This is a genomic window from Nitrincola salilacus, assembly GCF_046271865.1.
GTDB lineage: Bacteria > Pseudomonadota > Gammaproteobacteria > Pseudomonadales > Balneatricaceae > Nitrincola > Nitrincola salilacus.
Window position 1 is genome coordinate 2,389,394 of record NZ_CP176580.1, and the last position, 26,518, is coordinate 2,415,911.

Annotated in this window: 26 protein-coding genes and 2 pseudogenes; 11 read left to right on the forward strand and 17 right to left on the reverse strand. The window is 47.4% G+C overall.

What is annotated here, in order from left to right; all coding sequences use genetic code 11:
- Positions 1-59: 59 nt before the first annotated feature.
- Both ACK3CJ_RS11375 and ACK3CJ_RS11380 read right to left on the reverse strand, forming a co-directional pair.
- Complete coding sequence (locus ACK3CJ_RS11375) at positions 60-650, reverse strand: class GN sortase (RefSeq protein WP_409526513.1); 591 nt, start codon at positions 648-650, stop codon at positions 60-62.
- Positions 647-2,701 carry a marine proteobacterial sortase target protein gene (locus ACK3CJ_RS11380; protein ID WP_409526514.1) on the reverse strand — a complete coding sequence of 685 codons (2,055 nt, stop codon included), beginning with the start codon at positions 2,699-2,701 and terminating at the stop codon, positions 647-649. The genes ACK3CJ_RS11375 and ACK3CJ_RS11380 overlap by 4 nt, the downstream gene beginning before the upstream one ends.
- A 251-nt stretch (positions 2,702-2,952) precedes the next feature.
- Here ACK3CJ_RS11380 and creB point away from each other — a divergent pair, with 251 nt between their 5' ends.
- Positions 2,953-3,621, forward strand: a complete 669-nt coding sequence (gene creB / locus ACK3CJ_RS11385) for a two-component system response regulator CreB (protein ID WP_409526515.1) — start codon at positions 2,953-2,955, stop codon at positions 3,619-3,621.
- Positions 3,618-5,063 (forward strand): two-component system sensor histidine kinase CreC, encoded by a 1,446-nt coding sequence (creC, locus tag ACK3CJ_RS11390; RefSeq protein WP_409526516.1) that lies wholly within the window; start codon positions 3,618-3,620, stop codon positions 5,061-5,063. The genes creB and creC overlap by 4 nt, the downstream gene beginning before the upstream one ends.
- 426 nt (positions 5,064-5,489) lie before the next feature.
- On the opposite strand, the gene ACK3CJ_RS11395 is transcribed toward creC, so the two are convergent.
- Positions 5,490-5,939: a hypothetical protein gene (locus ACK3CJ_RS11395; RefSeq protein WP_409526517.1), complete on the reverse strand. Its 450-nt coding sequence runs from the start codon at positions 5,937-5,939 to the stop codon at positions 5,490-5,492.
- 41 nt (positions 5,940-5,980) lie between these two features.
- Complete coding sequence (locus tag ACK3CJ_RS11400) at positions 5,981-6,604, reverse strand: suppressor of fused domain protein (RefSeq protein WP_409526518.1); 624 nt, start codon at positions 6,602-6,604, stop codon at positions 5,981-5,983.
- A 292-nt stretch (positions 6,605-6,896) separates the two neighbouring features.
- On the opposite strand from ACK3CJ_RS11400, the pseudogene ACK3CJ_RS11405 reads away from it, so the two are divergent.
- Positions 6,897-7,692 (forward strand): annotated as a pseudogene (locus tag ACK3CJ_RS11405) (IS110 family transposase).
- 103 nt (positions 7,693-7,795) lie between these two features.
- Here ACK3CJ_RS11405 and ACK3CJ_RS11410 read toward each other — a convergent pair.
- Both ACK3CJ_RS11410 and ACK3CJ_RS11415 read right to left on the reverse strand, forming a co-directional pair.
- The gene (locus ACK3CJ_RS11410; protein ID WP_409526519.1) at positions 7,796-9,700 is read right to left on the reverse strand and encodes a UvrD-helicase domain-containing protein; all 1,905 of its coding nucleotides are present in this window, start codon (positions 9,698-9,700) and stop codon (positions 7,796-7,798) included.
- A complete protein-coding gene (locus ACK3CJ_RS11415) occupies positions 9,682-11,934 on the reverse strand; it encodes an ATP-dependent nuclease (protein WP_409526520.1) in 2,253 nt (750 codons plus the stop codon). Before ACK3CJ_RS11415 ends, ACK3CJ_RS11410 begins: the two co-directional genes overlap by 19 nt.
- Positions 11,935-12,142: 208 nt before the next feature.
- Here ACK3CJ_RS11415 and ACK3CJ_RS11420 point away from each other — a divergent pair, with 208 nt between their 5' ends.
- Positions 12,143-13,183: an IS110 family transposase gene (locus ACK3CJ_RS11420; protein ID WP_409526521.1), complete on the forward strand. Its 1,041-nt coding sequence runs from the start codon at positions 12,143-12,145 to the stop codon at positions 13,181-13,183.
- Between the two features lie 313 nt (positions 13,184-13,496).
- On the opposite strand, the gene ACK3CJ_RS11425 is transcribed toward ACK3CJ_RS11420, so the two are convergent.
- Positions 13,497-13,970, reverse strand: coding sequence for a HEPN family nuclease (locus ACK3CJ_RS11425; protein WP_409526522.1), 474 nt, complete (start codon positions 13,968-13,970; stop codon positions 13,497-13,499).
- Positions 13,971-14,017: 47 nt separating this feature from the next.
- On the opposite strand from ACK3CJ_RS11425, the gene ACK3CJ_RS11430 reads away from it, so the two are divergent.
- Positions 14,018-14,146 carry a hypothetical protein gene (locus tag ACK3CJ_RS11430; protein ID WP_409526523.1) on the forward strand — a complete coding sequence of 43 codons (129 nt, stop codon included), beginning with the start codon at positions 14,018-14,020 and terminating at the stop codon, positions 14,144-14,146.
- Positions 14,147-14,539: 393 nt separating this feature from the next.
- Here the strand turns inward: ACK3CJ_RS11430 and ACK3CJ_RS11435 are convergent, their stop codons facing one another.
- The 4 genes from ACK3CJ_RS11435 to ACK3CJ_RS11450 form a co-directional block, all read right to left on the reverse strand.
- The gene (locus ACK3CJ_RS11435; RefSeq protein WP_409526524.1) at positions 14,540-16,645 is read right to left on the reverse strand and encodes an ATP-binding protein; all 2,106 of its coding nucleotides are present in this window, start codon (positions 16,643-16,645) and stop codon (positions 14,540-14,542) included.
- Positions 16,646-16,882: 237 nt separating this feature from the next.
- The gene (locus ACK3CJ_RS11440; protein WP_409526525.1) at positions 16,883-17,557 is read right to left on the reverse strand and encodes a hypothetical protein; all 675 of its coding nucleotides are present in this window, start codon (positions 17,555-17,557) and stop codon (positions 16,883-16,885) included.
- Between the two features lie 189 nt (positions 17,558-17,746).
- Positions 17,747-18,994: a transposase gene (locus tag ACK3CJ_RS11445; protein ID WP_409526526.1), complete on the reverse strand. Its 1,248-nt coding sequence runs from the start codon at positions 18,992-18,994 to the stop codon at positions 17,747-17,749.
- A 151-nt stretch (positions 18,995-19,145) separates the two neighbouring features.
- On the reverse strand, positions 19,146-19,601 hold the full coding sequence (locus ACK3CJ_RS11450; protein WP_409526527.1) for a hypothetical protein: 456 nt from the start codon (positions 19,599-19,601) through the stop codon (positions 19,146-19,148).
- Between the two features lie 70 nt (positions 19,602-19,671).
- Between ACK3CJ_RS11450 and ACK3CJ_RS11455 the strand changes: the two are divergent.
- Positions 19,672-20,290: pseudogene (locus tag ACK3CJ_RS11455) on the forward strand (transposase); the annotation flags it as partial.
- Positions 20,291-20,613: 323 nt separating this feature from the next.
- On the opposite strand, the gene ACK3CJ_RS11460 reads toward ACK3CJ_RS11455, so the two are convergent.
- The 6 genes from ACK3CJ_RS11460 to ACK3CJ_RS11485 all read right to left on the reverse strand — a co-directional run bounded on the left by ACK3CJ_RS11460 (position 20,614) and on the right by ACK3CJ_RS11485 (position 22,995).
- A complete protein-coding gene (locus ACK3CJ_RS11460; RefSeq protein WP_409522339.1) occupies positions 20,614-21,144 on the reverse strand; it encodes a hypothetical protein in 531 nt (176 codons plus the stop codon).
- Between the two features lie 163 nt (positions 21,145-21,307).
- A complete protein-coding gene (locus tag ACK3CJ_RS11465; RefSeq protein ID WP_409522340.1) occupies positions 21,308-21,484 on the reverse strand; it encodes a transposase in 177 nt (58 codons plus the stop codon).
- A 70-nt stretch (positions 21,485-21,554) separates the two neighbouring features.
- Entirely contained in the window at positions 21,555-21,953 is a 399-nt protein-coding gene (gene fosF, locus ACK3CJ_RS11470) for a fosfomycin resistance glutathione transferase FosF (RefSeq protein ID WP_409522341.1), read from the reverse strand.
- A gap of 79 nt (positions 21,954-22,032) precedes the next feature.
- Complete coding sequence (locus ACK3CJ_RS11475; protein ID WP_409522342.1) at positions 22,033-22,224, reverse strand: hypothetical protein; 192 nt, start codon at positions 22,222-22,224, stop codon at positions 22,033-22,035.
- Positions 22,225-22,343: 119 nt separating this feature from the next.
- Positions 22,344-22,610 carry a carbon storage regulator gene (locus tag ACK3CJ_RS11480; RefSeq protein ID WP_409522343.1) on the reverse strand — a complete coding sequence of 89 codons (267 nt, stop codon included), beginning with the start codon at positions 22,608-22,610 and terminating at the stop codon, positions 22,344-22,346.
- 148 nt (positions 22,611-22,758) lie between these two features.
- Positions 22,759-22,995: a helix-turn-helix domain-containing protein gene (locus tag ACK3CJ_RS11485; RefSeq protein ID WP_409522344.1), complete on the reverse strand. Its 237-nt coding sequence runs from the start codon at positions 22,993-22,995 to the stop codon at positions 22,759-22,761.
- A 394-nt stretch (positions 22,996-23,389) separates the two neighbouring features.
- On the opposite strand from ACK3CJ_RS11485, the gene tnpA reads away from it, so the two are divergent.
- The 5 genes from tnpA (at position 23,390) to ACK3CJ_RS11510 (ending at position 26,517) form a co-directional block, all read left to right on the forward strand.
- Positions 23,390-23,635, forward strand: coding sequence for an IS66 family insertion sequence element accessory protein TnpA (gene tnpA, locus ACK3CJ_RS11490; RefSeq protein WP_409526588.1), 246 nt, complete (start codon positions 23,390-23,392; stop codon positions 23,633-23,635).
- The gene (gene tnpB, locus ACK3CJ_RS11495; RefSeq protein WP_409522345.1) at positions 23,635-23,913 is read left to right on the forward strand and encodes an IS66 family insertion sequence element accessory protein TnpB; all 279 of its coding nucleotides are present in this window, start codon (positions 23,635-23,637) and stop codon (positions 23,911-23,913) included. Before tnpA ends, tnpB begins: the two co-directional genes overlap by 1 nt.
- Positions 23,914-24,156: a hypothetical protein gene (locus ACK3CJ_RS11500; RefSeq protein WP_409522346.1), complete on the forward strand. Its 243-nt coding sequence runs from the start codon at positions 23,914-23,916 to the stop codon at positions 24,154-24,156.
- A gap of 397 nt (positions 24,157-24,553) precedes the next feature.
- Positions 24,554-26,047, forward strand: coding sequence for a DNA cytosine methyltransferase (locus ACK3CJ_RS11505; RefSeq protein WP_409522347.1), 1,494 nt, complete (start codon positions 24,554-24,556; stop codon positions 26,045-26,047).
- The gene (locus ACK3CJ_RS11510) at positions 26,044-26,517 is read left to right on the forward strand and encodes a hypothetical protein (protein WP_409522348.1); all 474 of its coding nucleotides are present in this window, start codon (positions 26,044-26,046) and stop codon (positions 26,515-26,517) included. The genes ACK3CJ_RS11505 and ACK3CJ_RS11510 overlap by 4 nt, the downstream gene beginning before the upstream one ends.
- Position 26,518 lies beyond the last annotated feature (1 nt).

Here is a 26,518-nt window from a genome sequence, read left to right on the forward strand (position 1 = left end):
AACTCATTCGATAGTCTCAACGCCGTAAACAAGCGCATGCTGCCTAAGGTGCACCTGCTTTAAGGTATAACAGGGGGCTTCTCAGGTTCAACAGCAGAGGCCATCACAACCAGCCGCAGGGTTCCCCCTGCGGTGAGCGCATCAAAGGGATAACAGGTCACCAGTATCAGTCCATCTGGAAAGGCAGTGGGCGTCAGCCGGGTAACGGCCGAATCCACCACCTGAATCTGATCAACCTGGTATGTCACATTTCCGTTATGGTCGCTGAGCATCAGAGTCTGGCCTGGTTGTATATTCCTCAAGAAGCTGAAGTGGGTATCTCTGTGTCCGCTGATAATCCGTGCGGCATGGGTCATCGCATGTGCCTGCATATTTTCACCGGGGCCAAAAGCCAGCGAGCTGCCGCCGTCTCCGGCCAGTACAATCTGATCAATATCCATATCAGGCACGCTCAGACGCGCAACCGGCCAGTGGTCGGCCCAGGGCCAGGGTTTTACTGCTGTGCCGCTGTCCAGACTTTCGGCCCAGGCATCAGCCAGCAGCCATTGCGCCAGCCGTGCTTTTACAGGAATCCACAGGGCTGTTGAGGTGAGGATCAGACCAGCAGCCACAAGGGCTGCCAGTGCGAGGTTACGGATGCTGAGGGTCATGCACACCACCTTGAACCGGACTTTCTGCGACGCTCCACAATCATGACGGAAAGTGCTGCCAGCAGTGCGGCAAGTCCTCCGGCGAGGGTCAGCTGATACCCGGTAGCGCCCTGGGCCATTCCCAGATCAAGGCCGTGGGGTTTGGCTACAGGCACCACCAGAGTTTCGCTCTCTTCCTGTTCAGGACGGACAGGTGTTTTATCAACGGCAACCAGGCTGGTGTATGGCGTAACCAGGTGATATTTAAGACCCAGCGCTATGATTTCAGAACGGATCTGTTCTTCGCTGACACCTCTGAGATACCCACGGCGCCAGTCCTGCACCGCACGCTGGGCCCAGTCTGTCATGATACCCCGGGTATTATCCGCCGGTGCCAGTATCAGTGTTTCCTGCCATGCGGCATCACCGGTACGGCCACTGATACGGACTTCGCCTGTGCCGTTTGTCAGTTTCATCGAAACAGCCAGCGGCTCACCGGAGTAAAGGTCAGGAATGACCGATGGCATCAGGTCTTTAATCCCCTCGCCTTCGATCCGGATATCGGTCATTGCCGGTTTTTCCAGCTTGTTGAAGAGCGTTTGCATGGTGCTTTCAGATTCAGACGGAGACGCAATATACGTATAGGTGCCCCGCCCGGCTACTGCGGCCTCTTCCATAAAGTAACTGTTTGGTGCGCTGCCGATACCCACGGTGAACAGGCGGGTGTTATTGAGACGGCTGCGGATCAGATCAAACAGTTGCTGTTCGTTGGACACACTACCATCGGTGATAAACACGATCTGGCGCAATCTGGGGGTGTCATCATTGCTGCGTATGCCTGTCAGTGCAGAAGTCAGCGCAGGTGCCATATCGGTACCACCTCCTGCCTGCAGTGAGTTGATATAGCTGGCGGCCTGCTGACGGCGCTGGATATCGGCTATAACCGGCTGGTTAAAGAGCGTATCAGTTGAAGAGTTAAACTGAATCACGTTAAACGTGTCATCATATGCCAGCCCATCTATACCGGCCTGCAGCGCTCTGCGCGCGGCTTCAATTGAGGTACCCGCCATGGAGCCTGATGTATCAATCACAAAGATCACTTCCCGGCTGTAGCGTGCTGTGTGCAGATCCTGAGGCGGCATCAGCATCAGCAGACCATAGTGTTCATCCCCATGCTGCTCAGAGAAAAACGCAGCCGAAGGTTCGTCGCTTTCCACCGGTGTCCAGTTCAAAACAAAATCACGGTACTCATCCGGTTCATCCGCCAGCAGGCTGATGATGTAGCCGCCATCTTCTGTCTGTTTCTGACTGATCTGATGTGAAGGGCTGTCCAGAGAGCTCAGTCTAAATCCAGGTTGCAGATTAAGGCTGATCTCAACAGGCCCCGGAGTATTGCTGACTGCGGTTTCATCATCACCGATTGTGGCCATCACTGTTTTACGCTCACCCGGCAGTATCTGCCAGCCGCTGTTCAGGGTAGCCTGTCCCTCAACCACACGGCGCACTTCTCCGGGCTGTACCGGGTTATAACGTGGGGTGATCGCCAGCGGGAAACCGGCGCTGAACCGGCCATCTTTCCAGACCAGTGTCTGCTGGTACTCAATACTGATGGTGACCTCGCCACCCGGCGGAATATTGGCAACGGATGTGTGAAACAGATTGGGGCGGTCCTGCTCGGTGAGCGCGGCGTTCTGTCCCTGAGATTTTGCCTGCTCATAGATTGCCCGGGCCTGCTCTTTTTCCTGAATTTCACCCTCGATGATGCGGTCTCCTATCTGCATTTTCAGGTGATCAACTGCTGCCTCACCTGGCAGAGGGAACAGATACAGTGCCTCTGTCCAGTTATCTGTGGGGTTATGGAATACCTGGGTTACCTGAGCGCGCAGCACAGAGCCTGTAATATCCATGGCCACACGGGTGCTGACCAGCGGCATATCCTGCTTTTGCCCCTGCTCATCACGGGATACCAGGGTACCGTGGGTAACAACATCAGCAACCACATTCTGTGCACACCCAATCATCAGACAGGCCAGAATCAGTGGGCGAATTCCCTTGTGTGAAAATGTATGCATTTCTATTCTCCTCATTAAGATGTGGCCAGTATCTGCTTGCTGCTTGAGGAAAATATGAAGTGAGTGTGAAGTCCTGTTTTTCTGTGAAGGCTGATGACGACACCACCGGCTGGACCTTATGAACCCGCTTTAAAACGCCGGAGTCTGTGCAGCTTTGTGGTAATGTACGCGGCTTTACAGTAGCTGATCTGCCAGAGATAATGTGAGCATCTGCACCACGTATGGACCGGCGCTTTAACAGAGGGAACACCATGGCGGTACTGATTGTTGAGGATGAGCCATCTATTGCTGACACCATACGCTATGCTCTGGAAACCGAACGGATAGATAACATCTGGGTCACCACCGGGCAGCAGGCTCTGGATGCACTCAGCGAGGGTAATACAGAGCTGGTTCTGCTGGATATCGGCCTTCCCGATATGAGCGGATTTGATGTCTGCCGGGTCATCAGGCAGACATCCTCTGTGCCGGTGGTGTTTCTGACCTCCCGCCATGAAGAGATCGACCAGGTGCTGGGTCTTGAACTGGGTGCTGATGATTACATCACCAAGCCCTTCAGCCCCCGGGTGCTCACGGCCCGTATCCGTGCCCGCCTGCGCCAGCCGCCGAAAGCTGCGAATATCACCTCTGCCGGCTTCAGTCACGATGCAGATGGCGCCAGAATCACGCTGGATGGTGTCTTGCTGGATCTGAGCCGCTATGAATACCGCCTGCTACTGTTACTGATGAGCCATCCCGGCAGAATCTATTCCCGTGAACAGTTGATGCAACAGGTGTGGGAAGAGCCTGAACGCAGTTTCGACCGCACTGTCGATACACACATCAAAACCCTCAGGCGCAAAATCCGCGACATCAGCGAAAACTGCGACCCGCTCAGAACCCACCGTGGTCTTGGCTACAGCTTTGAGGCGGACGCATGAGCCTGAGATTACGCCTGATTCTGGTGTTTCTGTTTTCAGTGCTGACAGGCCTTGGCAGTGTGGTTTACTGGGTACTCGATGAGCTGGAGCCCCGTTATAAGGAAGCTCAGGAGGAGATTCTGGTCGATATATCAGAGATGATGGCCACTCTGATCGCAAACGAAGGCGTCAGCTTCAGCGAAAGCGGTGGCACCGTGATCGACACACATCTGGCTGAACGGCTCTTTGCAGGGCTGGCCGGCAGGCCGCTAAACGCACAGATTTATGATCTGCTTAAAACCGAAGTTGATCTGAGAATGTATATCACCGATGCCAGAGGCACCGTGATTTTTGATTCCCATTACACCGATACCGGCCGCGATTATTCCCAGTGGCGCGATGTCTATCTGACTCTGCGCGGTCATTATGGTGCCCGCAGCAGCGACGATGTACCCGGCCATAGTGATACCGAACGGCTCTATGTCGCAAGCCCGGTGCTGTATCGCGGTGATATTATCGGTGTGGTGTCCACCGGAAAGCCCACCCGCAACATTAACCGCTTTATCAGCCACCTGAGCACCAACCTGCTCTGGATTTCACTGGTCGCTGCACTGGCAACTCTGTTGACCGGTCTTGTGATCACCCTCTGGATTACACGGCCTCTGCTCCGCCTTGAACAGTATGCCAGAGGGGTTTCCAGAGGCGAACGCCCCGCTCTGCCTGCGCTTGGTCATAATGAAGTTGGGCGTGTGGGTAAAGCGCTTGAAAGCATGAAAGCCGCACTGGATGGCAAATCCTATGTGGCAGATTATGTGCAGAGCCTGACGCACGAACTGAAAGCCCCGATCGCCGGTATCCGTGGTGCAGCAGAGCTGTTACAGGAGCCGATGTCCGATGCACGGCGCAATCAGTTTCTCAATAATATTATTGAGCAAGGTTCAAGGATGCAGGAGCTGATCGAGCGCTTGCTGAAACTGGCCGCCATTGAATATCAGAGCAGCCTGGAACGACACGACAAAGTCGTACTGAAAGAGCTGATCACAGCAGTCTGCCGGAGCCTTGAAGACTATGCCAGCCAGCACAGAGTCAGCCTTGAATACAGCTGTGACCCTTCCCTGTCCATCACCGGCGACAGTACCCTGCTGCAGGATGCATTGAGCAACCTGATCCGGAACGCCACAGAGTTCTCACCGCCTGAGTCAGCTGTACTGATCAGTGCCATACAAAACGATGGTTCTGTTTACATCAGCGTAAAAGATTCCGGGCCCGGGGTGCCGCCTTTTGCCGAAGAAAAACTGACCCAGCGCTTTTTCTGTCTGCCCCGGACAGATGGCAGCAAAGGCAGTGGGCTGGGGCTGAGTTTTGTTCATGAAATCATGCAATTGCATAACGGAAAGCTGAACTACCACCGCGCAACGGAACCACCAACCACTGTGTTCTCACTGACACTGCCAGCTGAGTGATGAAATATCTTTTGCGATCTGGCTGAATGCCTTCTGCAATGCTTCGCTGTCTTTAACCCAGGAAGGGATATCCGTATTACCCCAATAACTCTTCTTTTGCTGACACAATCAACTTGGCTACACCTATGTCATGCTCGTTGTTGTTTGCCGCGCTCAGGCCGATGCTTTGATTGATTGTTGCCGTCAAAGACGCTGCTATTCGTATGTGGTCACAGCCTTCAGTAACTATCGTACTCGTCGTCCCATTCGCTATTTGGTTCGTAGACACCGATAGGATCCCATTTCCTCCAAAGGATGCTACGAATCCGTTCCCAAAATGCCTTCTCTTGCTCGTTCAACTTGCTCATCCTGATTCACACATAACGTTTGGTTAAGGGGCGGGCTTTACCCGCCCCAGTGAGCGCAGCGAACGATTTGAACCAATTATTAGGTTTCGGCGCTGGAGTATCCACCGCCACACCACGCGGCATAATCAAATTCAGATGGATGCTTAAGCAGGTGGTTGGATCGCTCGCGCCAGCGCTGCAAAGGCTTGCTCTTGGTGTCTTTAGTTAACTCAATGAAGCCCCGGACAACTGCCTCGGGAGTTGTTCGATATTTGCTGCGAACTGCGTCACCAACCATTAAATAGATAACATGAAGGAAGAAGCTACGATTTGGACAGCAAGGGTCGGCGGCATATTCTAAATAATCACGCTCATGAGCAGCCCAAGACAAAGCAAGATCCCAATCCTGGCAGGGCTCCTCCGCAGTGTGCGTATAAGCCCACTGTCTAATCTCGGCGCTAGAGGGATTCCACGGATCGGCGAACATAGTAGAACCTAAAACACCCGGCTTTGGGGCGGGCTTGTAGTCGCGAAGCGACGGAAAGGCCATCCCAGCCCCGAAGGAGCGACAACAGCCGATTGATATGCGATTTACACGACACTAGCTCGCTCCTTGCTTGTAACCAGACCGCCAGTCCTACTAACCAATTTTTCCCTTATTTCATCCGATGATGTCTGCTTTGCAGCTTCCAACTCCGAAGGAGTGATGCCTACAACTTGCAACAAATCGACCCTACCTGATTTGATGGAAAAGGTGCTAGGAAAATTAACAGGATGGATAAGCATCATCGCTTTTATTGATTCAGACAGAGCTAAAGGCACTCGATGCCCATAATCCAACGGAGGAAAATCACCCATTTGACCGCTTGCCAGTAATAGGTTGTAGGCCATTAGAGTTTGAAGAACCTCAATTGCCCAGGTCTCTTCTTCTACTGTCTCTATCAAAAGCTCTATGCCCATACCAGAGTATTCCTCTGGCTCTACTGCATCCCAGGGATTAGACATTCCCGAGGTTACATATGCCCATGTGCTCCTGCTGCCATTTGGCGGAGATTTAAATACACCATGAGTAAGCCAGCGAGGATCTATTTCCTTCGCATTCATTCGATCAAAGACTTCATTTGATAGAGGGAAAATGCCCGGCCCAGTATCACCAAATATCTCTTTGTATGTTGTCTCTTCTCTTTGTTCCCACGACTCTTCAAGGAAGCTCATTCCCTCTCCTTCGCATAACGCAAAGCTTTGGAGCGGCTGGAGCGTAACATAAGCCGTCCCAGCCGCGCTAGCGGCGACAACAGCGCCTTGTATGGTTAATTCGTTCCATTTCTGGGTAAAGTGAGGCCCACCCTCAATGGCCGTTGAGGGTCTTCATGCAGCAGCTCGGTGTAGCGCAGGCTCCTCTTTCGAGAGACCGGTAACAAGTGGGTAGCGTTGCATGACTCCTTAGCGATAACTCGAACAGTCATCGGGGCCTCGAGCCCGCATAGCAAGGCAGAGTCAGCTTATTATGAATCACACTGAAAACCAAATCGAAGTCCATGTCGGCGTGGATGTCAGCAAGTCAAAACTTGATATTGCCTTTCATCCGCTGAACCTTCACTTTTCCATTCCCAATGATGATCACAGTATTCAGAAAATTATCCAGGTACTAAAGCAACACCCAGTCAAACGGATCGTCACCGAAGCCACTGGTCGCTATGAACACGCTTTTGTTTTTGCCTGTGACAAAGCTAATCTGCCCATCATTGTCGTTAACCCCATCAGCATCCGGCGCTATGCCCAGGCTATCGGCGTATTCGCCAAAACTGATAAGCTGGACGCCGCTGTCATTGCTCGTTTTGCTGCAACGATACAACCGGATATAAAGCCTATATCCTGATAAACAATCCCTTCTGATCGAAGACTTACTGGCAAGACGGTCACAACTAATGGAAATGCAGACAATGGAGCAATCCCGTCTGCATATCATGCCTAAAGAAGTGAACTCATCCATCAATCGGGTACTACGTGTGTTGTTGAAAGAGATCGTCGCTTTGGTTGGTGTAGCTCCCATGAACCGCGAAAGTGGTAACTATCAAGGCAAGCGGCGCATACGTGGTGGCTGCCCACGCATTCGCACAGTGATGTTCATGGCAATGATGTCTGCCATTCAATGCAACCCGGTATTCAAACGTTACTACACCCATCTAAAGGCATCTGGAAAACTGCCAAAAGTCGCCTTGATTGCCTGTATGCGAAAGCTCATCGTCATACTGAACACCATGGTTAAGAATGAAGAACGATGGAGCTCAGAAATTGTATAAATATATTGACTGGTGACCACAGTCACTTGTTATACGTGGTCTGCACCATCATCAATATATCCTCATCCGGCCAGGAGCGGACGTTTTATAAAAGTAAATTGCTTTACAAGAGCACCTGAACATTATCTTCACCAAACCAATTCTTGGCTGTAGCTATAGTAGCCTGGCTGGGATTATGATAATAAACAACAAGATTTTCTTTTGACCGAGTGCAGCAAACATAAAACAGCTTTTGTGTTCTTTCTCGAACACTTTCTGTTCCATTATTCTCAAAAAGGTATTGAAAATTATATTTCGCCCAATTTCCATTATCTAAGACTACTAGGACGTTATCAAACTCAGAACCTTTAATCTTATGTTGAGTGGAGAAAGGGGTATATCCTTCCAGATAGGAAAACAGATTTTGGAACTCTTGAAATTTTAGCTGGATGACCTGATCATAAATGTATTTTTTCTTTTCTATAAAACTTTGAAGATTGTCATCTTTCCGGCATATACCATTATTGTGAGCATATTCTATAACCTCTTCGATTGTGCTGTCAGACATGCTCTGCAGCGTCATGACAACATCTCTCAAGCTTTTTTTATCGGCAATAGACTTAATCTGGAATTCTGTTTTTCTTAAAAACTCGTTGTACTTCTTCTCATTATATAAATTTACATGATCTTGAATTTTGAACAGGTGTTTTATGAGATTATCTCGCTTAGAGCCCGTTTTTGATTCATCATTCTCATCATCTTTTTTATCATCTAGCAAAGCATCCTTATCGACATAAATCCTTCTAAACTCTTCAAATGGGTAGCTCTTCGCTGTCTCAAACAGTTGATTATGTTGGTCAATGAATGTTTGCATTCCGGCAGTCGGAAGTATGGGTTTTTTCTGAGCATCAGAGGTCTTTCCCTCTAACAGTTTATCTATAACTTGGCCGAATGTAAGCTCTGAGAAATCTTCAGTAATCGTGTTCTTTTTGATGTAATCGGTGATCCGTTTTTTATAGTCTAGAATTTTGTCACCGTCATATATAGCCATCAAAGCAGTGAAACCTGCTTGAGGGGCAATGAGATTATGAGTCAAATTTAATATCTTGGTTTTCTTAGGGTTAGAAAAATCCCATTCCAGTGTTTGCTTAAGTGCCTCTAGCCTCTCTTCATCCGTTGTATAATAAAACTTGACATTGCCTTCTTTTACACTTCCGTTCTCCATGTTTGGAGCATTCTCATCTGTAGAATGCTCTTGGACGATTCCATCAGTTCTGAGCTTGTTTGCCAGTTCGTAGACCTGTTTGGGGTTTCTTCTATTTTGTGCTTTCCTCGTTTCAGTAACGTCATTTGCTGCCACATAAGACGCCAAATTACCTATTGTATCATCGTAAATAGACTGCATGGCATCGCCGAAAAAGCCAATGATGTTTTTTCTGTTACTCTTTTTGAAATGAGTAAGAAATATTTCTATGACAGATGGGCTGGTATCTTGATACTCGTCTATCAAAATGAATTTAAACTTGTCTTTTAAAATATCGCAGAGTTTTGGGTAGGTCATGAACATATGCTGCGCTAAAACCAATAACTCATCGTGGGAAATGATGCCTTCTTTAATAATGGTATATTCTTTGTACTGAATTTCTTTCTCTTCAAAAAAGTCGGGCTCAACTTCTCCATCCGGGCTTTTTACTTCTTTGACATCCTCTGAATTAATGAGTGTTATCAGGGTGCTTTTTAACTCCCCCTGGAAAGATTTTATGCTATCCCAAAGAAAATCATGAATCGTGCTTACAGTTAGGTTTGGATTATTAAAACGATCCTGAATTTCTCGTACCGCCGCATTCGTGTAGGTCATACAGGAAATTTTAGCAGTCGGGTTTTCTTCAATAATTTGAGCAATCGTATGAACCAAGGAATAAGTCTTTCCACTACCAGCCCCTCCACTGAGTAGAAAATTCTTTCCCTCGTCAATATATCCAAGGATCGTTTGGACTTCTGGCTCCAGCTTCAATCTTGTTTCAGCCATTGCAAGCCCTCCCGAATATAGGTCGGGATATTCCAGTTTGAAAACTCTATTGAAACTAAAACATCTTCGCCAGATTCCTTGTCCTTAACAGACTTTGCCTTCGTGGTGCTGCATAACAATATCTCCATTGCAAACGCAGGTTTTTTGGAAACGGCTCCAGCCATATCCCAGGCATCAATTTCTGATTTAGCAAACTCTTGCATTCTATTCTGAGTAAGGCTTGGGAAGGTTTTATCTCCAATGAAGGTCTGATCGCTGTCAAACGTGTTGTCTGCTATGAATTGGCCATTGATGTGAAAAAAGGCATCTTCAAAGCTTCTCGCCCAGTAGTCTTTTCCGGCGTTGTTTTGCTCTTTGATTTGGTATACGCAAACCAAATGTCCTTCCGGGCTTTGTAGCCACTCGGCAGGCTCCACTTCCTTAGATTTTCTTAGAATACGATCTTCAAAAGCAAGGCTTTTGAAGATATCAAGCGTTTTGTCTGATCCATAGAAAAATTTTAGGGATGCATTACTCGTTTGATCCCCGCTTTCTACGGGGCACTTCCCTCGCTTTAGTTTATCCGAACCATCTTCGTTCTTTTTTACACTTCCATTCTCACCCAGATCAGGAAGCATTCCTGTAGAATCTATATCGGTGATGATAAGGGACTTCACGCCTATGAAATCTATGAATTTCTCAAAGACCTGGGAGTATGATCCCACCTCTACAATAGAAATGTTCTGGGAAAGCAATGGCAGCGAGGGAGCTGCACCTTCAGTGACTTCTTTTATCCTATCGTCTTGATCAATTTTTTTCATCATTGCGGGGAGCAAGATTCTCTCCGTATCCCCTTCAATAAAAATTGCTTTATCCGCAAAGAAAAGTTCTGCTCTATGCAATGTAAGGTATTGCTTCAGAAATTTATAATATGCGCTTTCTTCCCCATACTCAGCTCTTAGTTCTTTTAAGTTCTTCGAAAGAACGCCTTCAGGAGTCCTTTTGAAGTATTTTATGTCTTCAAAATCGCTTTCTGAAACTATGTGAGAAGAGTGAGTTGAAAGTATAGTTTGTAATTTTCGACTTTCTCCATCTTCACGAACAACACCGTTCTGCAATAGCGTTTTTATGTTCTTGATAAATATACGCTGCATTTGTGGGTGCGTATGGACTTCAGGCTCTTCGATGAATAGGAGATTTATGTCTGAAGGTTTTTCATTTTTTTCTTTTTGGAATTCATGCAACAAAATCTTGATCTCAAAAATCATGCTGATCAAGTTCATATACCCTAGGCCATTGTAACTTTCCGGTAAGGTATGGTCAGTAGCTCCAATCCCATACATTACAGTAGTATTTTCTTCGAGTAGCTCTCGGTGTTGTAGAGAGGAGACGATCTTAATTATAGAGTCTTCTGTCTTAACCCCTCCAAATTGCCTTACATCATTAATGACTTCATCAAACAAAGCTTGATAGACTTTATCAAGCTCATCGTCCGTATCGCTTAGGGTATCCTTGAAGCGCTCAATTACATCCGGGTTGTTATTGCTAGCCTCCAATTTCTTGTAAATTTTTGAAGACTGCGTTGATAATGCTTTTTCAGAATCCTTATTTGAAACGCTTCTTCTGGCGCTGATCCATTTGAAACTAATGATTTTATCAAGTGGGATTTTTTCTTTTTTGAGATCAGTGAAAACTTCCTCATCTTCTACTTGCTTTTCTAAGTCATAGAGAAGGCTTTTCCACGTAATGTTAAAATAATTAGTATGCTGTTCCTTTAAAAATGCGAATATGTCCTTCTGCTTCTTTCCCTCAGCTTTTCTTTTATCCCAATAGACCTTGTATTCGCTTTTGAGAGACTGGAACCGTTCCTGAGTAATTGAGTATTCAAATGCTAACACCACCACCCTGTTTTCAGGGTCTAAATCCATAATCACCTTATTGCTGATATTTGATAAGTCATCCTGCTCGTCATATTCAATGAAGAGCTTGAGTGATATTCCCATAAAGGGGAATGGCTCTCCTGACTTATCCCCATCTATCCAGGATTTTATTTCTTCCTTGAGATTGACGTTAAGGTCATCAAAGGAAAAGCTATTTTTTGGATAACCATTACCAAGAAACTTATCGAGAATCAGCAATAGTGATGTTTTACCACAATTGTTTTTTCCAATGACCACGGACAGATCATCTTCCAGATCAATCACAGTATCTTTAAGAAGGCGAAAATTTCTTACTTGTATTTTTGTAATTCGCATGTCAATTTCCTAATTCATAGCGCGATTGATATAACTTTCATGCTAATGTCCGCTTTGGGTCGTAAGCGGACTTAGTGCGCCGTATAACGCTTCAATCAGCCGCCGCGTCAGCGGTCGGTTGAATTGACTTGATACTCATTGAGCCTTCTCCCCAGCCCAGCCAGATTGGCTAAGCTGGAAGGCACCACACCAAAAAGGAGAAGACTCAATGAACTTTTACAATAGCACTCATCAGCATTATTGTGGAATCGATCTGCATGCACGATCACTGTATGTTTGCATCATTGATCAAGCGGGCGACACTCTGCTGCATAAAGAGATCCCGGCCAGGCCTGAGTCTCTCTATAACCTGATTCTGCCCTACCTGGATGATCTGGTAATCGGTGTCGAGTGCATGCATTGCTGGTACTGGCTGTCTGACTTTTGTGAGGAGCAGGCTATCCCGTTCATTCTCGGTCATGTCCTCTACATGAAAGCCATTCACGGCGGTAAAACCAAGAATGACAGGATCGACTCCTATAAAATCGCTGCACTGATGCGGGGTGGTAACTTCCCGCTGGCTTATGTCTATCCCAGAGAGATGCGCGCCACCCGTGATCTGCTCCGTCGACGCACACGCATTGTCCGACACGGTGCCGACCTCAAAGCTCATGTCGCCAACACCACAAGCCAGTACAACCTACCCCCAAATCGAGTGAACCTGAAAAATTACGGTGCCTGTGAACAGCTCAGATCTACTTTCGATCAACCGGATGTTCAACGCAATATTGATCTCGACATGAATATTCTGGAGTGCTACCACCGTGAACTGAGCAAGCTGGAATGTCATCTCGAACAGCAGGCCAAGCGGCACCGGCCTGTTGACTTCTCACTCCTGAAAACCATTCCCGGTATCGGGCGTATTCTGGCGCTGACCATCCTGTATGAAGTCGGTGATATCCAGCGCTTCGAATCCGTACAGAAATTTGCCTCCTATGCCCGTTTGATCAAGTGCAAGGCCGAGTCCGCCGGTAAAACCTATGGCACCCAGGGCAATAAAATCGGCAATGCGCATCTGAAGTGGGCCTTCTCTGAAGCGTCCGTCCTGTACTTGCGGGGCAACCCGGGTGCCCAGAAGTTATTACAGCGCTTCCAGAAGCGCATGAGTAAAGCTAAAGCTTTGTCAGCACTGGCGCACAAAATGGGTCGTGCTGTGTATTTCATGTTAAAAAACAAATATCCAGCCTGCTGGCGTGCATCAATACCCTGAGCGAGTGCGCTTACACCGGCGCTGAACCTGAAACTAACTGGGACTGACAAGCAACCCGCTTTTTGAATAGGACAGATGCCGGTTAACCGATGAATGTCTAGTGCCCCAGGCCAACCTGCAGGAAGCAACCCGGAATGGCAGTGGTGAAAACCACATAAGTGAGCCTCAATAGGTGTTTGCTGTAAGCCATTCACAGCCAACGATGACAGACGAAGTAGGATCACTGGCTCCGGGACTTGATATTGGCCGCTAACACGGCCAATAAAAAACTAATGCCTATTGACAGGGTGACGGCTCATAGGTGTTATGCTATTCATCTGTTAAAATACTGATTCTTGCATTCATGAAAGAAGTTGTTCAAAAAATCTCCGAAGTGGCATGCTTTTATTGTAGCTTTAAATTTATCATTCCCTCTTGGGTCTTGATCTTCAAATATGAACATTTCCTTGGAAACTTGAAATCTAGCATGTGCAAGAGAGTTTCTTATTCTACGACAACGATATTTCGCATCGCCATCTCGCCCGTATATTATTGAGAAGTTATCTGCTGATATTGATTCAAAATTTAGGTTTTCAAACTCAGTTTGTTGCGGGTACATAAAACATATGTACGCAGAAGATAATAATGAGCCAATATTTAATGGGGTTATTCCTTCATTTTTGTTTTGAAATTCGCCTAATAAAACTGACAGCTTTTTATCTTGATTTTCAGGTGCTATTGAATCTTGGCACCACATAAGGCTCAAATAACCCTGGATAAGAACATTCCAATCTGTTGATCTACTCATTTCATTTTCACCTTGTGAGCATAATCGGGATAGGGAGGCACCTCACAATGCCCCTCCTCCCACACCACCGGGCATCCGGGTCACGTACCACGGCGGTTCATTTCCTCATTGTCCCTCATGCCGCCAATGATGGCAGCCCCAAGCTGGCAAAATATCTGTTCGGCAACGCCCTGTAAAGCGCGAGGCTTTTGCTTAAGCGCCAGGGCCCGTGAGCAGATTTAGCCGTATTCCACGCCGTTGTAGTCCAAAATAACGTCCGCACCTCCTTTACTGACTTTTAGCACTGTTGCTGACACAAGCGGCGCATACGGGGGCCGCCCACGCATTCGCACAGTGATGTTCATGGCAATGATGTCTGCCATTCAATGCAACCCGGTATTCAAACGTTACTACCCCCATCTAAAGGCATCTGGAAAACTGCCAAAAGTCGTCTTGATTGCCTGTATGCGAAAGCTCATCAGTCATACTGAACACCATGGTTAAGAATGAAGAACGATGGAGCTCAAAAAATGTATAAATATATTGACTGGTGACCACAGTCACTTGTTATAAGCCAACACTCGCTGATGCTAGACTTTATTTTGGTCATACGGTATTTCGACAACAACTGGCCTTTCTGATTTAACTATCTTACCAAAAACAACTGCTTGAAGTTTCTTTAGATTTGGAACCATCTCAGCACAACTGGAACCAAACATATTTTTTAGAAAGCTAATACTTGTATCGTCATAGCATGCAAAGCTGACTATAGAATTGCACTGTGTTAGCACTGTCTTACTCACATTTGCAGTTCTTTGAGCTAGAACTAAGAGTCCGACATTATATTTCCTTCCCTGTAGAGCAATTTGTGCAATTTTAGCCACTAAGCCTTTAGAGGCAAAGTCCGACACACCCATTGTTGCCGATTCAGGCATGATCGTATGGGCCTCTTCAACTGCAACAAGTACTCTTTTAGAATCATCACCAAAACTTTCTTTGGCGATATTGAGCAAACAAGACATGTATATCTCTGTGATGAAAATGGATGCCTGCGAGTTGGATATCTCCGGCAATTGTATTAACCCTAATCTACTTTCATCGTTTGCCATAAATGTTCTGAGTTCAGTATCAACATCAGTTCTAAGTTTGTTACTAAACGCTTGCAAGGCTTTCTTTTCATTTGGCGCGCCATAGGTTCCAGTTTCGACATCAAATAGTTTTTGACTTAATTCTATTGATGTTTGTTCTTGGATTGAAAGATCAGTGGGGGTTAAATCCGCCAACCTATCTTTATATTGTGAGGTAAGGTCAATACAGATTACTTTGATGCCGCTGGAGACCGAATGCCTAATTAAGTCAAATGCGAATTCAGTTTTACCTGAGCCTGTTACACCAAGAACTGCGGTATGAAAATTGAAGTTCCCAACAAAATCACCAAGCACAGGAATGTTTGATTTTGGAAGATTTCCAAACTTGAAATCGTTAGGATTTGGAGCTTCTCCGATAATATCAACCGTATCATCAATCAAAGAAAAGACTGGTGCATTCATATTTGGAAGCCAGTCAAATTTCTTAAATTCACCGTTTTCTAGAGTCCCTAACTGAGCTGCATAGGCTATTTGATAACCATGCTTATCGCCGTCTAAGTTTTCTTCAATCGTTGTGCCAGCAGAGATTTGATAATAAATCTTCACTCCACCAACTTTGCACCAGATAAGCATTCCATCTGCACAAGGACTGTCTGCTTTGACTTCCAGCCTGATTCGTCCAATTGATGAGTCCTCGGCAACAAAGCCAATCAGCCTAGATTGAGTAGTTTCACCTAGAAGACTCATTACGGCATCATTATCTAACTCTTCCTCAAATTCATAGATATGACCGTCCGTTAGGCCAGTCTTAATTTTTTCAACCGCGCCCAAAAGCATTGCTGTTCCAATTCTTCGCTCATCATTAAGGTGTGAATATAATGGTAATACCCATTGCTGGCTTTTATCTACGCGCTGATAGATTAACGGCCTCCCTTTCTCCCAGTCAGTGTTTTGATTTATAGCAAATCTTAAAACACCGGGATTATCCATTCTGAGTAACTTGCCTATTGGAAAGACTGTCTCTTGAGAATTGAAACTAATAGAAGATAACAGCTGAGGTAGTTTAAGTGGCCATATGGCCATGAAAACACCCCAAAATACGATGAGGTAAACCGAAATTTCAGATTGAATTGAGTAGAACGAGTAAACGCCAAACAAAAAAACTATGGAAAAAATCAGCCTGGATCGGCCAAGAACAATTGCTGGCCTATAAAGACGACTATTTACTACTGAAGCAATATCACCAGAAACCCTGCCGCCAGATGTAGCAACACAAACTGATGAAATTAAAAAAACAAAAAGGCAATAAGAGAATACTACCCACCATGCTAGTGCAGGTGAAACATGGTATACACCAAACATTGTTATCCCTGCCATAAGCGAATTGATCATCGAGTCAGCCGGTTTAGTAAAAAAGTGCTCTAAGATGGCGGAGCCAAGAACAATTAGCAGCAAGGCATTCTGAAAAATCAGTGCGTATTTAGAGTCTTGCGGAAGAGGAGAGCCAGTAAATTTCCATGAAATAAGAAGAGCGCAAAGCAACCCGATTAACATGATAAAAACACGAACCATCGGTTTTGTGTGATTATCACTAATTTTCAAATCCATCTTTTATCTTCCTTCTGTGTGATGCTTAGAGGGCTAGCCATTGGTTTATAACGCCGGGCTCACCAGCGGCCGAACCGGAGTGGTTTTTGTGTTAAAGTGTAGCGCAGCGAAACCACAAAAACCGCGTAGGTTTGGACGTCTGCGGGGAGCCGTTTGTTAGGCCAGTCCATTATCTAGCCGCTCTGCAAAAAAATGTATTACTAGCAATACCAAATGAAGCCGGAACGTTGAGTCAGCTTACTCAGAAAGCCCTGGATGGGATCCTTGAGGATGTAGGCGTTTCCAAAAGCCCTCCACAAACCCTGTACCATTATATAGGAACTCGTTATAGTGAGCAGCAAAGAAACCGCTTTTTGCGAGCTCTATTTTTCGTTGCTGGGTATCAGTTGCCGATCCTACGTTAATTAAAGTATGTACTCGATTAAAAAACTCTTCAACAAATGATCTTAATTGGGCGTTGGCGGCTGCCCATTCACCTCGCCCATGTGCAGCTATAGCTTGCTCATAGTGGCCTAAGGCAATTTTAAAATTCCTCTTCCTCAGAATTTTAATCAAATTGTCTTCATTCTCTGCCAGTGGGATTTGTGATGGCAATGATTTTCTTACAGAAGTTTCTGTGAGTATGTAACCATCTTTTTCAAGTGCATTCACTAGGCTGGCATGCTCATAGCCAGAATACGGTGCCTTTCTTAAAAGGTACTCAACAACATCTATCGCCAGCTCCGAACCCGACGGACCCTTTGTTCCAGCATTTGCAACTAAATGCTTTGATATTGAGGTCTCTTTTTGTTTTAGATAATCACCTTGCACAACTCCGTCCATTTCCAGCTCGAAAACAAAGCGCTCGATCTCGTCATGCGTCTTAAAATTTAGTGCCTTAATCAATTCAAGTATTGTTGTTCTTGAAAACATCCGGATTCTCTTATTTTTAACGAGCCTGTCGGATTAGAGATTTTGAAATCAAAATCCCCAGCATCAACAGCCCGTCCTTCATTCTGGTGATTATTCCCCGTTCGAACCGATGATATTAACCAGCCATTCAAACAGCCTGTATTCAGTACGTGATGCGCTTGACGCAGCTTCATCAGCGCCAGCTGCCACTCAGTGGCGCGGCTGACCCTGTGTCGCGATCTTCTCAATGTTATGCACCAGACAATACATCAACCACTGGGCATTGACTTTGGTTCTGCCTCTTAAGGTAAACCGATTCAGCCCCTTGTTGCACTCCAGATTGCCAAATACCGGTTCCACAGTACCCAATCGCTGGCTGTAGATATGCCGCCCCATCGAGCTGTCGATCTTCTGCTTCATCTTCTCGATAAAGCCCGAGGTCTTTTTACCATCACCCAGTGTAAAGCTGACCTGGCGACCATCCGGCTGGTTCTCTCGCCGTAGGCACTGATGCTTCAATGCACAATCTCGGCAGTGCTCGCGATAGCCCTGGAAGCTGATTATTTCCTGTTCGGCAATTTGCCCCTTGAAGCGCTTCCACATCGGCTTACCCGCGGGGCAACGGCAGGTGTCTGTCACCGAGTCATAATCAAAGTCAGCCGGTGTAAAGCGTTTCGCCACCTGACCGCCACGCTCTTTACGGCGCTGGGCTTTGGCCTTGCTGAACGTGATCGATTCTGCGAACCGGGGATCACGTTTACGAAATTGATTATAGGCGATATAGCCATCGATACCGAGGCGATAAATCATCTTCACATTGGCTTCACTGTGAAAGCTACTGTCAACCGTAACCAGCTTTTCAATCTGGGCCTGTTCACGAGCAGTGATTTCAACCGGCTGATCCTGCTGATCGCCCTGTTGGTGTGCTGTCATCATCCGCTCCACCGCGCGGTCGATCTTGGCTTGCTTCCGGCTTAACTCTGCACGGGTACCACTCCACTCCTTGGCTGCATTGGAGGGCATTTTGCAGCCATCAATGGCAAACATATCTCGCCCGATCAGGTTCAGGCCATCACACACCATCAGAACATGAGTAAACAGCGGTGCAATCACCTCATCCATCCGGGAGATGAAATCCGCAATGGTGCTGTGATGGGGCTGGCTATCAGCTGACAAGGCCATGAACAATACATTCTCACGACAAGCCTGAGCGATTTTACGGCTGCTGGTGATCCCTCTGGAATAAGCAAACAGCACAACCTTCAGTAGAATCGCCGGGTCATAGGCGGGAGCACCGTTGTAGTCGTTGCGATAGCGGGATTCAAACACGCTGAGATCCAGATCATTATCCACAACATGATTCAGCGTATATTCAAACGTGCCAGGTTGGATCTGATCCGCAAACCGCAGGGGGATCATCTTGGTTTGGTTGTAATCGTAGTGTTTATACCGCGCCATCCCTTGCCACCTGTGAGGTAAAGTTCTGTTACCCGATTTTAGCCTTTGTCTGCCGCGTCAGCCAAGGGCTGTGGGACTAATCCGACAGTCTCAACGCCTCCGTAAAGCGCGCGAGGTAAGAGCACCGCATTTGACGCGATTGTTAAATCCTTTAATCAATGCTCCGCCCCAAGATTCTAGAAACTACACCGACAATACCTTTTTCGGTGCGTTGAGCATTGGCGCCAAAGAAGTGATTGCGGATAGCGAAAAATGCTCCCGCTATCAAACACGCGTGTCCGACCCAAGATGTGAGCCGAATGAGTCGGCCATATCGTGCCTCGATAATAGGATAAAACTGACTGCCTTCTTGTGCGGCAAGTTGACCTTCAAGATATCCGCCTAAGCCAATATAAATCACTAAGTAAGCGATAAGGCCAACAAGCAGAGCGCCCCACCAAGGAAGGCGGGAGGCAACTCGAACGACATCGGTTACTACCGAACCGAGATTATTTCTTCTTCGATACCTACGACCCATTTTGATCACCGGTTGAGATTTAACGCCCGCACAGCGGACTATTTTTAGCGTTAACGAAAAATTGTTCCGTTGCTTGCGATTGATACTCATTGACCCTTCTCCCCGACCTAGTCAGATTGGCTAAGCTGGAAGGCGACGAAACCAAAAAGGAGAAGACCCAATGAAGTTTTATACTACACAATATCCGTACTATTGTGGAATAGATTTGCACGCGCGCTCTTTGTACGTGTGCATTCTGGATGAAACCGGTGAAACCATCCTGCACCGTGAAATCAAAGCATTACCAGAACCTTTGCTGGATTTATTGGCACCCTACATCGGTAACATTGTCGTTGGTGCTGAATGCATGCACTGCTGGTACTGGGTTAGCGATTTTTGTGCTGAGCATGGCATCGACTTTATTCTCGGCCATGCGCTTTACATGAAGGCTATACATGGCGGTAAAGCCAAAAATAACCTGGACTTAAACATCATCGCGCTTTACCGTCACGAACTCAGCGCCATCGAGTGGTTTATGGAAAAGCATGCCAAGCATCACAACGGCCGCGATTACCACATCCTCACCAGTTTCCCGGGCATTGGTCGCATTCTGGCACTGACTATTCTGTTTGGAGTCGGCGACATCAGTCGATTTAGCACCGTGCAGGATTTTGCATCATACAGTCGCCTGATTAAGTGCAAAGCCGAATCAGCAGGAAAAAGCTATGGAAACCCAGGGCAATAAAATCGGCAATGCTCATCTGAAGTGGGCCTTCGGTGAAATTGCCGTGCTACACCTTGTCGCCGCGCATCACCATCAGCAAGATGGTTTGCACCTGTACTGAGCCTGAAACTAACTGGCTTGAAACCCGACGCCTTGAATAGTGCCAGCCACAGGTTAACCGATGATTGTCTGGTGCCCCTGCTGTCAGTACGGAAGCTGAAATCAGCAGGCGCTCATTGAACATGAGATAAGAGAGCCCCGATATGTGTTTGTTGCAAGCTATCGCCTGGAAACCATGATGACAGATGAAGCAGTCTATCTTGCTGATGGACACAGACTGGCCGCTAACGCGGCCAGAGGAGCGGTTTTACCTATTGACTCCGTGGGGGCTCATATGTGTTAGGGTTGAACACGAAGGTACACAATGCCCAGCAGGGCCATTGATGCATACCAAACAGCTTGCCGAGGATCGAACCTAAATAGGTTTCTAACGTCGTCAGTTACCTCGGTAGATAAGAGATTGAAATTTTTCAAAAATATATCCCTTTCCTTGGAGTTCATATTTTCGACATGTTCGGCCAGATCAAAATTCACGTTCTTGACGTCATGCACTAGTTTGTTTCGTAGCTCTGAAAAGGAGCTTATAAAACGCCGTTCCGCTTCATCAAGTAGACCAAGTGACTTTATAAAAGCAGCCTTGCCTGTAGCTTTGTTGCTCATGTCAAGGCGTGAAAATATATCAGCTAAACCTGCTTTTCCGAGATGCTCTGTGAGCAAGTGGGAAATCGCTGCTTCGATAAGCGCGTGCATTTTAATTATGAACGACCAATCGTTCTCTTCATCATTATCTAAAGAATCAAAGAATCCTGGCTCAATGCCAAGTTTTTCTTCGAGGAGTGGGACTAACTCGCCCAAATTATGCTTGGCCATTTTGCATATCCTCTTGAAACCCTAACGAGCCTGTCGGATTAGAGATTTTGAAATCAAAATCCCCAGCATCAACAACCCGCCCTTCATTCTGGTGATTATTCCCCGCTCGAACCAATGATCTCAATCACCCATTCAAACAGCCTGTATACAGTACTTAATGCGCTCAACGCACCTTTATCAGCGCCAGTTGCCACTCCCGCTGCTGACCCTGTGTCGCGATCTTCTCAATGTTATGCACCAGACAATACATCAACCACTGGGCATTAACTTTGGTTCTGCCTCTTAAGGTAAACCGATTCAGCCCCTTGTTGCACTCCAGATTGCCAAATACCGGTTCCACAGTACCCAATCGCTGGCTGTAGATATGCCGCCCCAGCCCCGAAGGGGCGACAACAGCCGTTTGTTACTTTTCAGCACCACACTAGTCCTTTGTAGGGCGAGCTTTCCAGTTCAGCCAGGCGAGTGGATAATGTGCCGCAATGAAGTTCAAGGCGATGCCCATTTGGGTCGAGTAAATAGATGGAGTCGCCCTCACTGGTATTTTGCTTCCACTCTTCAACGCCAGCCTGGTTCAGATTAGCTCGCAGCTCAACGAGCTTCTCTTCGCTCACACTGAAAGCGACGTGTGTATAGTCCTTGGCGGGCTCAGGTTGCCCCATACTCAAACATAACCAAGTATCGCCTGCTGTCAAATAGGCGCCTGTGTCCCAGAAAACATGCAATTTCATTCCCAAAAGATCACGGTAGAACTCGATCGACGAACTCAGGTCATGGACAGAAAAGGTGATGTGATTGATGCCGGTAATCATGCGATCCACCTTGAGCAAACTTAACGTTGGAATTCAGTGGCTGCCAAAGGTGATCCGCTGCAATGACGAGTTAGCCCCATCAGAGCGGCGGACGCCTTTGGTTAACCCACAGTTGTACGGTGTGTCGTTGCCACTGCCGCCTTGCATAAGCAGCCAGCCTCTCTGGCACTGCGTCACCATTGAGGGTCAGACGATTAATCATAAGCGCAAGGTCAACATCGGCGATGCACCACTGCCCAAACAAGTTCTCGGCTTCGACCGGCAGTAGCAACTCTGCCGCAGAGAAGAGCTTTTCTGAAGCTGCCTGTCAACAACAGCGCAGTTTGACCGCATTGGCAGTGTTAACATAGAGTGTCTAGCGGCTCCATAGCTCGCACGTAAGTCCAGGTATCACTTCCGGAAAAAAACAATCGCCAAGAGCCTTTTCAAATGGCTGGAAAATACCTGATTTCCAAGGAAGTCAATTTGACTATGACAGGACAAATCATGAGGGCTGTCATCTTCATCAGATAAAGGAACTTCACTCCTCCAAACCTCACAATCTTCAGGCGCAACTATTCCTAGCTTCACTCTGCGTGATTTTTTGCTGAGGATACGGATCTCAGTCTGCCCACCGATATATAGGGCTTCTCCTGACTGTAGTGTCAGTGTTTTCATGTCATCCTCCTTGATAACGTATTTCACTTGTGTGTTCAGTTTTTCCAGATCAGTAATGGTAGGGCAACAGATCAAATACAGATCAAATACAGATCCACCCATTGTATAGGAAGCTATAATAAAGGGCATGCTTACCACATATCGATCATTAGCTCTTAGAACTAATAACCTCGTTCTTGAGGGGCAGCACTGGCGCAGGCTCACAACCCAGAGCCTCTGCTATCTGATATAGCGTTTCTACGGTGATGTTCACCTCACCACGTTCAATCCTGCCCATATAACTTCTGTCCAGCCCACACAACAGAGCCAACCCATCTTGCAATAGATTTTTCTGCAGTCTGAGGGCACAGATATTGGCGCCCAAGAGCTGGGGAAGCGAATGCATAAAGCCCTCAATTTATTTAGAGGGCTGACTATCATTCTTTGCAGCATCCCTCCTTAGACTAGCCAGCTCGTTTATATCAAACTGAGCAGAGTTTCAGCAATCCGCTTCATCTAACCATACTATCTTAAGAAGATAGCTAGCAAGACCGGCAGTCGTGGGTTGGACTGAGCTTAATATTACGTCTCGACTTTTGGCGCAAGCGATCCTGCACACATTGCCTAATGTTGATATTCGATCTGAGAGGATGTAAACGCCAATAAATTAGCACCTGTATTCCACATGCCAGCCGCGCCACACTGATTTCATCGCAATAGTATCAAGGAATCAAGTGATGACCACTTACGAACGTCAGCAGTATTGGCAGCAACAGATGGCAGACTGGTAGGCATCTAATCTGCCCGGTGCCGCATTCTGCAAACGGCATGTACTCTCATATCACCAGTTTGTCTACTGGCGCCAAAAGCTGACACAGGATGAGTATGCACAACCCGACGTGGTGGCAGGGTTTGCCAAAGCCACACCACTCCAAAGCTCTCACTCCCCGGCGGAGTTGACACTATCACTACCCGGTGGCGTATCGATCATTGGTCTGCATGCCGGGAATATTAATCTGCTGAGCTCGATCCTGAGGCAGCTGTGATGCGTAGCCGCTACCTGCGTCCGGCACAGGATATACCGGAGATGTACCTCTACCGTGCGCCGATCGACTTCCGCAATCAGGCCAACAGTCTGGCCTTGTTGATTGAGCAGGAGCTGGGGCGCAACCTCTTTACCGGCGCACTGTATGCCTTCACCAATCGCCAGCGTAACAAGATCAAATGCCTGATGTGGGAAGACAACGGCTTCGTGCTTTATTACAAGGCGCTGGCCGAGGAGAAGTTCAAGATAACGTATTCACCCCCAAGTGGGTCAAAATAGATGGCCATAGACACCAACATCCTGGTTCCATTTTTCGTTGATCCGAGCAAGCTTTTGATTCATCTCGTCATTAAGCTTCTGCTTGCCGCCAGAGAGCTCAATTACTCGCTTGGCAAGGTCTCGGTGATCAATATCCAAGCATACCCCTCAGAACATAACAGTTTCTTCATCGTCGTTTCTGCCGATGATTCCGACAGATACCTCCCAAACCTATCACACCACCCCGTTGAACCCCAGCAATGAAGGGCATAGAGCTTATATCCACCTCGCTAAGCGGCAGATATCAAAACCGACAAAACTGTCGCCTTTGACGACTATCACCGATATCAACGTCTCCCAGGACGCTTATGCTGATTATTTCAGTGAGATGCGTCGCGCCCGAAGCGTTATATGGGACTGAGTTCTCTGCCATAACTTTGTAAAACCTCATCATTGCGGTTTACTGATGGACATTCAGTTAATCCAGCGGTCAACGATGAGCCCATCACAGTCAATAGCTACGATCTATGAATTTTTTAATTTTGATAGTCGACTAATGTGCATGTCCTATTAGTTGTTGAGACCTCATGTACTCAGTTTTTATTGACAGCTATTCTTAGTGTGGTAATTTGCTTGGTATATTTTATATTTCGAGGGCGAAATGGAACTTATACCAAATGCAATCACAGCAAAACAAGCTGCGGAAATCATCGGTGTGTCTGAACAACGCGTAAGGACGCTTCTTCGCTCAGGCGCCATTGAGGGTAGACAGATCGGTAAACAATGGCTGACGACCGAGGAGGCTGTAAAACTCTACCTTGAGGAGGGCGCCCCAACGCCACCGGAGGATCGGCCAAGAAAACCTGGAAAGCTTCCAAAGCTAAAGGCGCTGTCATTCTTTTCTGGCGCGATGGGTCTGGATCAAGGGCTTGAGAAGGCGGGGATCCACATGCTTCTCGCCTGTGAATTCGACAAAACCTGTCGAAGGACGATCACAGCGAACCGGCCAGATCTCGCACTACTTGGCGACATATGGAAGTACGACGCTCATCAAATTCGAGCTGCGGCTGGTCTTGATGTCGATGACGACATCGATGTCATGGTAGGAGGGCCCCCTTGTCAAGCATTCTCTACGGCTGGTGCAAGACGCGGTTTCCACGACGAGCGAGGCAACGCGTTCATTCGCTACATTGATCTGATTTTAGAGATGCGCCCTCGGTTTGCGGTCATAGAGAACGTCCGAGGCCTACTATCCGCCCCGATGGTTCACACACGGCACGCTGAACGTGGATCAGATTGGAAGCCAGCCCCAACCGAGCGGCCAGGAGGCGCTCTTATGCATGTATTGCAGCTGCTAAGGGCAGGCGGCTACGGGGTATCATTCAATCTGTATAACTCCGCCAATTTCGGAGTCCCCCAGTCCCGAGAGCGGGTTATACTGATCTGCTCCCGAGATGGGAAAAAGCTACCGCACCTAAATCCCACGCACTCTCAAGACGGTTCTTATGGGCTGCCGAAATGGAGGACGCTGCGTGAAGCCTTCAGTGGGCTAGATCCAAAGGCTGGTGACAGCGGCGAGTTCCCAGAAGATCGTTTACGTTTCTATCGTATGCTAGGGCCAGGGCAGTACTGGAAACACCTTCCCAAGGAGCTCCACCGCGAGGCCCTAGGACGCTCTTTGGACTCTGGTGGAGGCAAGACAGGTTTCCTTCGTCGACTAGATTGGAACAAGCCCTCTTGCACACTAGTGACATCACCGACGATGCCAGCAACAGATATTTGCCACCCTGAAGAAAACCGTCCACTGTCTGTTCAAGAATATGCACGTATTCAACAGTTCCCAGATAACTGGATAGTCTGTGGCTCTATAACCGACCGCTACAAACAGATAGGGAACGCAGTTCCAGTAGGGCTTGGGGAGGCCGTGGGGCGCACTATTCTCGCCCATATAGAAGGTCGCGATGAGCACCCCCCTTCAGGGTTCCCATTCAGTCGATATAAGAACAACGACGAAGTTTCGTGGGAGGCTCGTACTCGTGAAATCATGGGTCTCGACGACGAAGCCGGAAAAGGTAAGATCAAAAAGCGTGCCGTCAAGCCGAAGGAAAAAACAGACCAAAAGCAGATAGCACTTTTTACGGAGAAAAGTGTATGAGTAAACCGAGGGAAAAAGGACACTATCTGCTTGTGGCCTCTACTTCGGAGTCAATTGACGGGAAAAAAATTCCCGCTGAAGAAATGGCTCGAAGACGGTTTGAAGTTGGGCTCTGGGGCCTTAACGCCAACACCCCGCACAAGTCTGAAATTAAGGCGGGAGACGACTTAATAGTCTATTTGGCGGGTATTCGTGGGCAAGCCTTCGTCGCCATCGCGACAGCAGGAAATGTTTACTTCAACGCAGTAAACTATTCAGCCGATGGTGATGCCCTTTCGAGCCCTCCTGCTGCGGTATTAGAATTGACAGACATCCGGCACTTCAAGCGTAATGTGAACATTCACGAGGTCAAGGATCGCCTCGGCTTTATTCCCAAGGGAACGATCAAATGGGGGTGCGTCCTTCAGCGCGGACTCAAACGCCTATCTCAAGAGGACGCATCACTAATCCTCCAGGAAGGGGGGCTATAGC

Bases quoted from the DNA above. Each gene is read 5' to 3' on its own strand.
- ACK3CJ_RS11450 (WP_409526527.1), bottom strand. From the start codon at position 19,601: ATGAGTATCAATCGCAAGCAACGGAACAATTTTTCGTTAACGCTAAAA.
- ACK3CJ_RS11430 (WP_409526523.1), top strand. From the start codon at position 14,018: ATGCCCCTCCTCCCACACCACCGGGCATCCGGGTCACGTACCACGGCG.
- ACK3CJ_RS11375 (WP_409526513.1), bottom strand. From the start codon at position 650: ATGACCCTCAGCATCCGTAACCTCGCACTGGCAGCCCTTGTGGCTGCT.
- creC (WP_409526516.1), top strand. From the start codon at position 3,618: ATGAGCCTGAGATTACGCCTGATTCTGGTGTTTCTGTTTTCAGTGCTG.
- ACK3CJ_RS11500 (WP_409522346.1), top strand. From the start codon at position 23,914: ATGGCCATAGACACCAACATCCTGGTTCCATTTTTCGTTGATCCGAGC.
- ACK3CJ_RS11380 (WP_409526514.1), bottom strand. From the start codon at position 2,701: ATGCATACATTTTCACACAAGGGAATTCGCCCACTGATTCTGGCCTGT.
- ACK3CJ_RS11485 (WP_409522344.1), bottom strand. From the start codon at position 22,995: ATGCATTCGCTTCCCCAGCTCTTGGGCGCCAATATCTGTGCCCTCAGA.
- ACK3CJ_RS11400 (WP_409526518.1), bottom strand. From the start codon at position 6,604: ATGAGCTTCCTTGAAGAGTCGTGGGAACAAAGAGAAGAGACAACATAC.
- ACK3CJ_RS11435 (WP_409526524.1), bottom strand. From the start codon at position 16,645: ATGGATTTGAAAATTAGTGATAATCACACAAAACCGATGGTTCGTGTT.
- ACK3CJ_RS11425 (WP_409526522.1), bottom strand. From the start codon at position 13,970: ATGAGTAGATCAACAGATTGGAATGTTCTTATCCAGGGTTATTTGAGC.
- ACK3CJ_RS11480 (WP_409522343.1), bottom strand. From the start codon at position 22,610: ATGAAAACACTGACACTACAGTCAGGAGAAGCCCTATATATCGGTGGG.
- ACK3CJ_RS11510 (WP_409522348.1), top strand. From the start codon at position 26,044: ATGAGTAAACCGAGGGAAAAAGGACACTATCTGCTTGTGGCCTCTACT.
- ACK3CJ_RS11415 (WP_409526520.1), bottom strand. From the start codon at position 11,934: ATGCGAATTACAAAAATACAAGTAAGAAATTTTCGCCTTCTTAAAGAT.
- ACK3CJ_RS11410 (WP_409526519.1), bottom strand. From the start codon at position 9,700: ATGGCTGAAACAAGATTGAAGCTGGAGCCAGAAGTCCAAACGATCCTT.
- ACK3CJ_RS11505 (WP_409522347.1), top strand. From the start codon at position 24,554: ATGGAACTTATACCAAATGCAATCACAGCAAAACAAGCTGCGGAAATC.
- ACK3CJ_RS11420 (WP_409526521.1), top strand. From the start codon at position 12,143: ATGAACTTTTACAATAGCACTCATCAGCATTATTGTGGAATCGATCTG.
- ACK3CJ_RS11460 (WP_409522339.1), bottom strand. From the start codon at position 21,144: ATGGCCAAGCATAATTTGGGCGAGTTAGTCCCACTCCTCGAAGAAAAA.
- ACK3CJ_RS11395 (WP_409526517.1), bottom strand. From the start codon at position 5,939: ATGGCCTTTCCGTCGCTTCGCGACTACAAGCCCGCCCCAAAGCCGGGT.
- ACK3CJ_RS11445 (WP_409526526.1), bottom strand. From the start codon at position 18,994: ATGGCGCGGTATAAACACTACGATTACAACCAAACCAAGATGATCCCC.
- tnpB (WP_409522345.1), top strand. From the start codon at position 23,635: ATGCGTAGCCGCTACCTGCGTCCGGCACAGGATATACCGGAGATGTAC.
- ACK3CJ_RS11440 (WP_409526525.1), bottom strand. From the start codon at position 17,557: ATGTTTTCAAGAACAACAATACTTGAATTGATTAAGGCACTAAATTTT.
- fosF (WP_409522341.1), bottom strand. From the start codon at position 21,953: ATGATTACCGGCATCAATCACATCACCTTTTCTGTCCATGACCTGAGT.
- creB (WP_409526515.1), top strand. From the start codon at position 2,953: ATGGCGGTACTGATTGTTGAGGATGAGCCATCTATTGCTGACACCATA.